Source organism: Rothia gullae (assembly GCF_024294905.1).
Taxonomy (GTDB): domain Bacteria; phylum Actinomycetota; class Actinomycetes; order Actinomycetales; family Micrococcaceae; genus Rothia.
On sequence record NZ_JANCOC010000007.1, the window covers coordinates 105,890 to 114,722 of the forward strand.

The 8,833-nt window shown below is 61.0% G+C and carries 7 protein-coding genes; 1 reads left to right on the top strand and 6 read right to left on the bottom strand.

All coding sequences use genetic code 11. The features are described 5' to 3' along the window. Window positions 1-11: 11 nt before the first annotated feature. Window positions 12-743 carry a metal-dependent transcriptional regulator gene (locus NML54_RS05830; protein WP_254756568.1) on the top strand — a complete coding sequence of 244 codons (732 nt, stop codon included), beginning with the start codon at window positions 12-14 and terminating at the stop codon, window positions 741-743. 176 nt (window positions 744-919) lie between these two features. On the opposite strand, the gene NML54_RS05835 is transcribed toward NML54_RS05830, so the two are convergent. From NML54_RS05835 to NML54_RS05860, 6 genes are all read right to left on the bottom strand, one after another. Continuing rightward, entirely contained in the window at window positions 920-1,804 is an 885-nt protein-coding gene (locus NML54_RS05835) for a metal ABC transporter permease (RefSeq protein WP_254756570.1), read from the bottom strand. Beyond that, a complete protein-coding gene (locus tag NML54_RS05840; protein ID WP_254756572.1) occupies window positions 1,805-2,638 on the bottom strand; it encodes a metal ABC transporter ATP-binding protein in 834 nt (277 codons plus the stop codon). 211 nt (window positions 2,639-2,849) lie between these two features. Next, window positions 2,850-3,812, bottom strand: coding sequence for a metal ABC transporter substrate-binding protein (locus tag NML54_RS05845; RefSeq protein ID WP_254756574.1), 963 nt, complete (start codon window positions 3,810-3,812; stop codon window positions 2,850-2,852). 302 nt (window positions 3,813-4,114) lie between these two features. Then, the gene (locus NML54_RS05850) at window positions 4,115-4,915 is read right to left on the bottom strand and encodes an exodeoxyribonuclease III (protein ID WP_254756576.1); all 801 of its coding nucleotides are present in this window, start codon (window positions 4,913-4,915) and stop codon (window positions 4,115-4,117) included. A 783-nt stretch (window positions 4,916-5,698) separates the two neighbouring features. Continuing rightward, window positions 5,699-6,697: a bile acid:sodium symporter family protein gene (locus NML54_RS05855; protein ID WP_371326370.1), complete on the bottom strand. Its 999-nt coding sequence runs from the start codon at window positions 6,695-6,697 to the stop codon at window positions 5,699-5,701. Between the two features lie 248 nt (window positions 6,698-6,945). Then, window positions 6,946-8,550 (bottom strand): M48 family metallopeptidase, encoded by a 1,605-nt coding sequence (locus NML54_RS05860; RefSeq protein WP_254756578.1) that lies wholly within the window; start codon window positions 8,548-8,550, stop codon window positions 6,946-6,948. Window positions 8,551-8,833 lie beyond the last annotated feature (283 nt).

The window sequence follows — 8,833 nt, forward strand, 5'->3', positions numbered from 1 at the left end:
AACTTATCTGTATGCCTCTTTCAGAACTTTCCGTCAGCACCCAGAACTACCTCAAGGAAATCTGGAGCCTCGAAGAATGGACCAAAACCCCTGCCACCGCATCCGCCCTGGCAGAACGCATGGGTCTGCGCATTTCTTCGGTATCTGACGGCCTCAAGCGCCTCGCCGCCGCCCACCTGATCCAGCATCAGCCGTACGGCGCTATTGAGCTCACTGAAACCGGCCGCTCCTACGCGCTGGCGATGATTCGCCGCCACCGCCTCATTGAGACGTTCCTCGTGGAGACCCTCGGCTACACCTGGGACCGTGTGCACGACGAGGCGGAGGTTCTGGAGCACGCGGTATCCGACTTCATGGTGGACCGCATCGACACCCTGCTGGGGCACCCGACTCGCGACCCGCACGGCGACCCGATCCCGGATTCTTCGGGGCATATTAGTTTTCCACAGACCGTGCCGCTGAGCCAGTGCGAACCCGGCGAAACAGTCGTGCTCGAACGCATTAACGATGACGACCCGCGCCTGCTGCGTTACCTGCAGGGCTACGGTTTTGTGCCCGGAGTGCGACTGCACATTGAGGAGGGTGCGCCCTTCTCGGAGGCGGTAAACGTGAGCGTGGTCGGTGCCGGTTCCGGCAACCTGCACGAGACGGACGCGGCCGGTGCGGTGAAGCCCGGCGGCACCATTATTCCGTTGGGTGCCGAGGCTACCGCCTCCCTGTTCGTGTCCCGCACGGTGCGCTAGATATAGGGCGGTAGAGGCAGACTTCTAGCCCGAAAATCCGGGCAGGTACGTGCCCCTAACCTTCAGAAGATAGCAATAGGCGGAAAGCCCCACGGTGGGACTTTCCGCCTATTACTGTATGTGGTGAGTGTACTCAGTGGGCTTTCCTAGAAGGAGCTTTCACAGGGTGAGCTTTCTTAGGAAGCTACCGGCTCAGTTTTCGTTGCAGCAGTGCTGAGTCGGCGGGCGCGCATCCTGCCCAGCAGACCGTAGCGCGGGGCGAACACGTACGCCAGGGCGAACAGTATGCCCTGCGTGACGACCACGGCACCACCGGGGGATACATCCGCGTAGTAGCTGGCGTACAGGCCGGTCAGCGTGCCCACCAGGGAGACTCCCACGCTCACCGCGAGCATCGGCACGAACCGGTCGGTTATCAGGCGCGCGGTGGAGCCGGGGATGACGAGCATCGCCACGACCAGCACCACACCCACAATCTGCAGCGCCACCACGGAAGTCAGCGCCAGCATAATGAGCAGTAGCGCGCCGAGCAGACGCGGACGCAACCCCACCGCCTGCGCAAAGCCCGGGTCGAAGGCGTACAGCACGAAGTCGCGGCGCTTGACCAGCAGCACGGCGGCAACCACCACCGCGAGGATAGCGACCTGCAAGACGTCCGACCAGGACACACCCAGCACGTTACCGAAGAGAATATGGTTCAGGTCGGTATTCGACGGCGTAACCGAAATCAGCACCAGACCGAACGCGAACATGGTCGTGAATACGATGCCGATCGCGGCATCCTCACGCACGCGGCCGCTGCGCCGCACCCCACCGATGAGCGCCACCGCCACGAGCGCGGCAATGACCGCACCCACCGCGAAGGGCGCGCCGAAAATGTAGGCGAGCACCACGCCGGGCAGCACCGCATGCGAGATTGCGTCGCCCATGAGCGACCAGCCGAGCAGCACGAGCCAGCAGGAAAGCAGGGCGCAGACGGCGGCGGCAATGACGGTGACCACAAATGCGCGGAGCATGAAGGGCAGGGTCAGCGGCTCCACCAGAAAGTTGAGGATGTCCATTTAGTTCTTCCCTTCCGCAGAGCTAATCGTAGTAGTACCGGAGGTAGCAGCGCCGGAGGCACCGGTAGCGACCGACGCGCCGGCGTCCACTTCCATGCCGAAGGCACGCACCAGGTTCTCGGGGGCGAGCACCTTCTCAGGGGTGTCGTGCATCAGAATCTCGCCGCGCAGCAGTAGCGCCTCGTCGGCGAACTGGCGCAGGCTCGCCAAGTCGTGCGTGGAAACCAGCACGGTCGCTCCCACGTCACGCAGCTGTTTGATGACCTGAATAAGCATCGCCTCGCTGCGCTTGTCCACTCCGGCGAAGGGCTCATCCAGCAGCAACAGCTGAGCGCCCTGGGCGATAGCCCGTGCCACGAAGGCGCGCTTACGCTGACCGCCCGAAAGCGCGCCAATCTGACGGTCGGCAAGGTCGGTCAGTTCCACGCGGGCGAGCGCTTCATCCACCGCGGCACGGTCTGCAGCACGCAGGCGGCGGGTGATGCCGAGGTTGCGGTAGCGTCCCATGCTGACGACCTCACGCACGGAAATGGGGAAGGTCCAGTCGATTTCTTCGCTCTGCGGCACGTAGCTGACGAGTCCGGCGCGGTGGTGGTGCGCGTTCTTGCCGCGGCTGCCACGGTTACCCCCGACGGGCTGCCCGTCAAGGGTGATGCTGCCGGCGTGCACGGGCACGACCCCCATGATGGCTTTGAAGAGGGTGGATTTGCCGGAGCCGTTCATGCCGATCAGGCCGCAGATACGTCCGGTGTCCAGGATGAAGGATGCGCCGGTGAGGGCGCGGACTGGCCCGTAGTTCACATGCACATTTTCGCAGCTGAGAAGAGTGCTCATTCCTTGTGTTCTTTCTGGTGGTCACCGTATGCGTGAGGCGGGTGTACTTGCTTGAGTGTTGGTGAGTGGGCGCTGTGTGAGCGGGTGTTAACGGCGTGGGAGGAGCGGAGCCAAGAAGACAACCGCCCCTCCTATCCTATCGGGGGTTTGGGGGTTATCCGGGGTTTCGATGCGGGGTTTGACCCTGGTTTAGCCCGGGTTTATGCCTGGTTTAGGAGTTGCCCTTGAGGCCCGCAACGATGGTGCGTGCGTCGTAGCGAATCATGTCCAGGTAGGTGGGCACGGGGCCGTTCGCCTCGGAGAGCGAGTCCACGTAGAGCACGCCGCCGAATCGTGCGCCGGTGGCGTCTGCGACCTGGCGCATCGGGTTGTCAGAGACGGTGGATTCACAGAACACGGCGGGCACCTGGTTCTGGCGCACGTAGTCGATCGCGGAGGAAATCTGCGAGGGGGTCGCCTGCTGTTCGGAGTTGACCGCCCAAATGTACTTTTCCTTCAGGCCAGCGTCTGCCGCCAGGTAGGAGAAGGCGCCTTCGCAGGTGACCAGTGCGCGCTGGTTCTCGGGCAGGGTGGAGATTTCCTTGACGAGCTCGTCACGCACGCCCTGCAGCTGCTTCTTGTAGGATTCACCGCGGGACTTGTAGTCGGCGGCGTGGCCCGGGTCGAGGGCGCTAAATTCGCGAATCATCACGTCCACGTACTTTTGCACGTTGCTGGGGCTCATCCAAGCATGGGGGTTGGGCTTGCCCGCGTAGGCGTCCTCGGTAATGGAGATGGGCGTGACTCCCTCAGAGACGGTCACGTGCTTAGCTTTCGATTCTTCAACGAACTTCGCGAACCAGGATTCAAGGTTCAGGCCGTTGTCGAGCACCAGGTCGGCGGCGTGCGCCTTCTGCAAGTCGGAGGGGGTGGGCTCGTACTCGTGAATCTCTGCGCCGGGCTTGGTGAGGGATTCGACGTTCAGGTCGTCGCCTGCCACGTTGCGAGCGATGTCTGCGAGCACGGTGAAGGTGGTGAGCACAGTCTTCTTACTGTTGCTGCTCTTAGCGCCTTCGGTGGTGCTGGCAGTGCTACCGCAACCGGTGAGTACGAGTAGCAGGGTAAGTGCGAGGGCGGCGCATAGCGCCTGGATGAGGCGGCGCGTGTTGCTGCCTGCGGGGATGAGAGCGTTCATGAGGCATCCTTCATTGGAAGTCACGGGTTTGAGTATGTGGTTGATGTGTAGGATTTGCCGCGCCGGGACGATAGGGACACGGTGTGTCTGCGCAGGCATCATGGTGCGCTTTTGCCTGTCGTCCCGGGCGGAATTTAACAATAGTTCGTATAGGCGAACTTTTCAACTAAGCCATACAGAAAACTTTAAAATATTGGCAGAAACCCAGGGCAAAAGCACCAGCAGATGCAGCAAGGAGGCGAGGGACCCCTCCCCTCGCCTCCTTGCTACACGCGGTTTTTACGGCAAGTTATACGCTCCGTTTAGTCGGCAATCTCAACCACGACCGGCGTGTGGTCGCTTGCGCCTTCACCGGCGCGTTCCACCTTATCGATCCAGGCACGTTCCACGCGTGCGGCAAGCGCGGGTGAGAACAGCTGGAAGTCAATGCGCATACCCTCATCCTTGGTGAAGCGGCCCGCCTGGTAGTCCCAGTAGGTGTACTCGCCCGGAGTGTACGGGCGTACTACGTCCACCATGCCCTCTTCGAGTAGGGCGGCAAAAGCGCGGCGTTCAGGTTCGGAAACGTGGGTCATTTCGTTGCGCAGGAAGTAGTCGATATCCCACACGTCGGTATCTTCGGGGGCGACGTTCCAGTCACCGACCAGGGCGAGCTGCGACTGCGGGTTAGCCGCCAGTTCGTTGTGTACGTTCTGGCGCAGCGCCTCCATCCAGCAGAGCTTGTAGTCCATGTGCGGGTCGGTCAGGGCGCGGCCATTGGGTACGTAGAGGCTCCAGACGCGCACGCCGCCGCAGGTCGCACCGATAGCGCGCGCCTCCAGCACCTCAGGCTCGCCGGGCTTACCGAAGTGCGGCTGGTTATCGAAACCGCGCTGCACGTCTTCGAGGCCAACTCGGGAGGCGATTGCCACGCCATTCCACTGATTCAGGCCGAAGTGCGCAACCTCGTAACCCATAAATTCGAAGAGGTCGAAGGGAAAGGTTTCGTCCTTGGTTTTGGTTTCTTGCAGGGCGAGCACGTCAACGTCGTGTTCATCGAGCCAGTCTTCGACGCGGTTCTCACGGGCGCGGATTGAGTTGATGTTCCAGGTGGCAATCTTCATGCCTTCTAGCTTAGCGGGTGCAGGGCACACGCCTTTCATTACGCTGCGGGCATGAGGGGCTCAATCCTTTCGATGGGTACCGCGTTCGGTGCTAAGGGCGGCAAGGTGAGTGAATTGAGTGAATACGGCTGTATGCGGTGAATACGGTGTTGAGTGAGTAGGGCACAGAAGCTGAGTTTGTCTTCGCAGGTGCGTTGGTATGTTTTGGGTCTGCGTATCAGTAGGCCTGCTCCTGCTCAAGGGTAGCGCATTGGGCGTGTGGAGGCGACGACCGGGTGCTGTGATGCCTGCTCCCCTGCCCCGTTTTTCTACGGTTTTTCGGCTGTTTTGTGGGCGGGTTAAACGCCGAGGGGCGGGGAGTAAATCCGCTGCATTAATGTTCGTGGGCGGTGTGAGGGAGTGAATCTCAACCGTTCCCATGTGAGTCATAACTCCTTGCAAACAGGATGCAAATCTGTTTAACCCACGACGAAACATTCTGGGACAAAATTGGAGCTTTTCGCCACTCAACACCCGATAGCGCTGATTGTCTCGCTGGTCACTTTGATGCAATCGAGTGTATATAAACCGCAGGAAACCAACTGACCAGCATAAATACCATATTTTGCACACATATGCACTAGTCAGAGAGTTTTTCGATGGATACGCGCTATATCACTTCATAGACAGGTCATCCAGACTCAAAAAAGCCATTAAAACCCCTCATCAGAGGCTTATCTCACAGGCTCAGAGGCCCCCAATAGCACCCGACAAGCACCCCCCTGACAGATAGGGTTCAAGCCCCTACTGAACTTCCTTCGCGGAGGCGGCACCCACCACATCTAAGCGCGCATAGCGACCCGCAAGCCAGGTACAAATCATCAACTGAACCTGATGGAAAATCATGATCGGCAGCATCATCAGACCCAGCGACCCCGCACCAAAAATAATGATTGCCATCGGCAGGCCAGCGGCCAGCGACTTCTTCGAACCGCAGAACTGAATCGTAATACGGTCGGCACGGTTAAAGCCCAGACGCTTAGCCAGCTGGTCGGTCAGCCACAGCATGAACACCACAATAATCGCCATGAGCACGACCAGCAGCACGATCTGCCACCACGCCACGCGCGTCCACACGCCCTGCACCACCGAAGCGGAAAACGCCGAATACACGATCATCATGACCGAGAACTTATCCAGCCACTTGGTCGTCGGCTTCTTAGCGAACTCCCCCACCCAGCGGCGCGTCAACTGACCGAGTACGAACGGCAGGAACAACTGAATGGCGATGTCCAGAAAGACCGTTCCAGAGAACTCAATATGGCCCGTGTTCATCAGTAGCATGGCGAGCAGCGGGGTCGCCACCACACCCACAATCGAAGAGAGCGAGGCGCTCACAATCGCTGCCGCCACATTACCGCCCGCAATCGAGGTGAACGCAATCGATGCCTGCACGGTCGAGGGCACAAAGGTCAAGAACAGGATGCCCATGTACAGCCCATCACCGAGCACAAAACGCAGTGGTGAAAGCGCCAAACCGACCAGCGGGAACAGCACGAACGTGCAGCTGAGAATCATCAGGTGCAGACGCCAGTGGGTCAGGCCGCGAATAGCCTCCGCGGTGGAGAGGCGAGCGCCGTACAGGTAGAACAGCAGGGCGACCGCGAACTTCGTTCCGGTGCTGAACCATTCGGCAAAGTCGCCGCGCGCCGGCACAATAATTGCGAGGATGACCGCGCTAATGAGCATGGTCAGCAGCGGGTCGAGCTTGATAGAGCGAAGTGATGAAAGCATGCTGTCCATTCTAGACCTGCACCTGTGTGAAGGTGCTGGGGGGCCGGGTGCATCTCAGCTGCAGGGCGGGGTGGTTGAAGGTTACGGGCGGCTCATGCCAGGCAACCCGAACGACTGTAGCAACCAGCTACGAGCTTGTGAGGAGGCGGTTAACAACCGAACCCGCCGGAGCGCCTAGGCACCCCGACGGGTTCGTGAAGGTTATTGAGCTATGCGGCTCAGATGAGGCGCTTAGAGCGCATCCGGGCGGCTACTGGCTACTTCTTATCGCCGTCGAAACCGTAACTGTACGAGTCACCCTCAGAGGAGTCACTACCGTACTGGCCGTAACCGTACTGCTCGGGAGCAGGCTGGCCATTAGAGGGCTGCTTAGGTGCGGGCTGGCCTGCAGCGTTCTGGGTTGCACCATTCTGGGTTGCGGCGGGCTGACCAAAGCCGGGCTGCTGACCGTAGGCAGGCTGACCCGGCGCGGGCACCTGCGGACCACCGGGAGCACCCGGCGCCGGCACGCCACCGGCAGCAGCGTACGCATCCCAACGCTGGCCGTGGAAGGCACGAGCCTGCTCGGTGAGCCAGCCAGCGAACAGCGTAGAGTTTGCGTCGAACTCGGGGGCATTCTCGGGCTTGGAGTACACGTCCACGGTTTCCAGGGTGTGGTCTGCCCAAACGTCCTGGTGTTCACGCATGAACTCGGTGGACTGAATCGGGTCGGGCCACATGTACACCGGCTCCGCCGCCGGAATCAGGACAGGAACGCGCGGTGCGGAGTCCTTGACCGGGTTCTCAGTCGGGCGCCAGAACAGGCGGCCGGGCTGGGTGCGGTCACGCAGCGCGTGCGCACGCCAGGTGAGGATGGGGTGGCTTGCCATGAGGTTCACGTACCAGACGGCAAGGCCGCGGTCGGTCACGGCACGGTCGGCAAGCTCATCGAAGTTGACCTGCTTGTTCAGGTACTTACCTGCCGCAAGTACCTTGACAGCACCCTCAGCGCCCTCGGGGCAGAACCGGTAGCCGAAGTTGTCTGCGGTGTACTCCTGCGAGCGGGACAGCGCACTCGACAGCATCGGAATCTGGTTGAACAGCGTGGTGAAAATCAGACGGAAATAACCGACGTGACCTGCGGCGATGTGACCCACCTCGTGGCCAATGATGAAGCGTAGCCCCTGCGGGTCACGGGACTTACCACCGATCTCGAACAGGTCAGAGTACAGGCAGATGTAGCGGCGGAAGCCGTGACCTGCCGCGAAAGCGTTCATGGTGCCGTTACCAAGAACGACGTACGCATCCGGCACGCGGCGCAGGCCTGCCGCCTCCGCTGCTTCGGCGAGCATCTGGTACGCCTCAGGGAACTGGGTCGGGGTGATGCGCACACCGCGCACACGCTGCTGCGCGTAGTAGATCGCACGAACAATGAAGATGACAATCGGGCCCAGGAGGAGCAGACCAACCGTCTGGAAAATCAGGTCTTCCATGCTTGCCGTGGTGCTATCGGAAGAAGGTACTCGAACCGAGCCTTCACCGGTTGAGCTGAAGATGTAACGCATCATCGAGCTAAACAGGTCAGCCAGCGCCATGAACAGCACAATGTAGCCGACCGCGGTGACCGCGTAGGCGGCGACCAGCCACGGAATTTCGGAGGGGTGACGCAGCGCGTGTAGCACCTTCGGCGGCAGCATTGACTGGTAGGCGAAGAGCTTCGGCTGGGGCAGGGGGCTGACCGGCTTCTGGCGCTCGTCTTCGGGGAGCCAGCCGGCGGAGAGGTCCTGCGGGAGGGGCTCACCGGGGGCGTGGAATGCCTGCTGGCCGGGCTGGGCGTTGAACTGCCCGCCGGACTGCTGGTGGTTTTCAGGTGGTTGAGTCATGTCTCATCCGCTTCGTATCGAGTGTTATCTGATTCCACTCTATCGTTTTTGGGCACTTACTAGTGAATGTGAATGCGCTTTTTCTCACGGAACGCTCACCACTTCTTGTCTTCCCTGCAATAGCCCACTAAGAGATGCAACGCTTAGATTTTCTCCCTATTAATGCATGTAGAGGGGGGGGGGGGGGGGGGGGGGGGGGGGGGGCGCCCCCCCCCCCCCCCCCCCCCCCGGGGGGGGGGGGGGGCACCCCCCCCCCCCCACCCACCCACGAGACACCCCAGGG

Bases quoted from the DNA above. Each gene is read 5' to 3' on its own strand.
- NML54_RS05835 (WP_254756570.1), bottom strand. From the start codon at position 1,804: ATGGACATCCTCAACTTTCTGGTGGAGCCGCTGACCCTGCCCTTCATG.
- NML54_RS05840 (WP_254756572.1), bottom strand. From the start codon at position 2,638: ATGAGCACTCTTCTCAGCTGCGAAAATGTGCATGTGAACTACGGGCCA.
- NML54_RS05830 (WP_254756568.1), top strand. From the start codon at position 12: ATGCCTCTTTCAGAACTTTCCGTCAGCACCCAGAACTACCTCAAGGAA.
- NML54_RS05860 (WP_254756578.1), bottom strand. From the start codon at position 8,550: ATGACTCAACCACCTGAAAACCACCAGCAGTCCGGCGGGCAGTTCAAC.
- NML54_RS05845 (WP_254756574.1), bottom strand. From the start codon at position 3,812: ATGAACGCTCTCATCCCCGCAGGCAGCAACACGCGCCGCCTCATCCAG.
- NML54_RS05850 (WP_254756576.1), bottom strand. From the start codon at position 4,915: ATGAAGATTGCCACCTGGAACATCAACTCAATCCGCGCCCGTGAGAAC.
- NML54_RS05855 (WP_371326370.1), bottom strand. From the start codon at position 6,697: ATGGACAGCATGCTTTCATCACTTCGCTCTATCAAGCTCGACCCGCTG.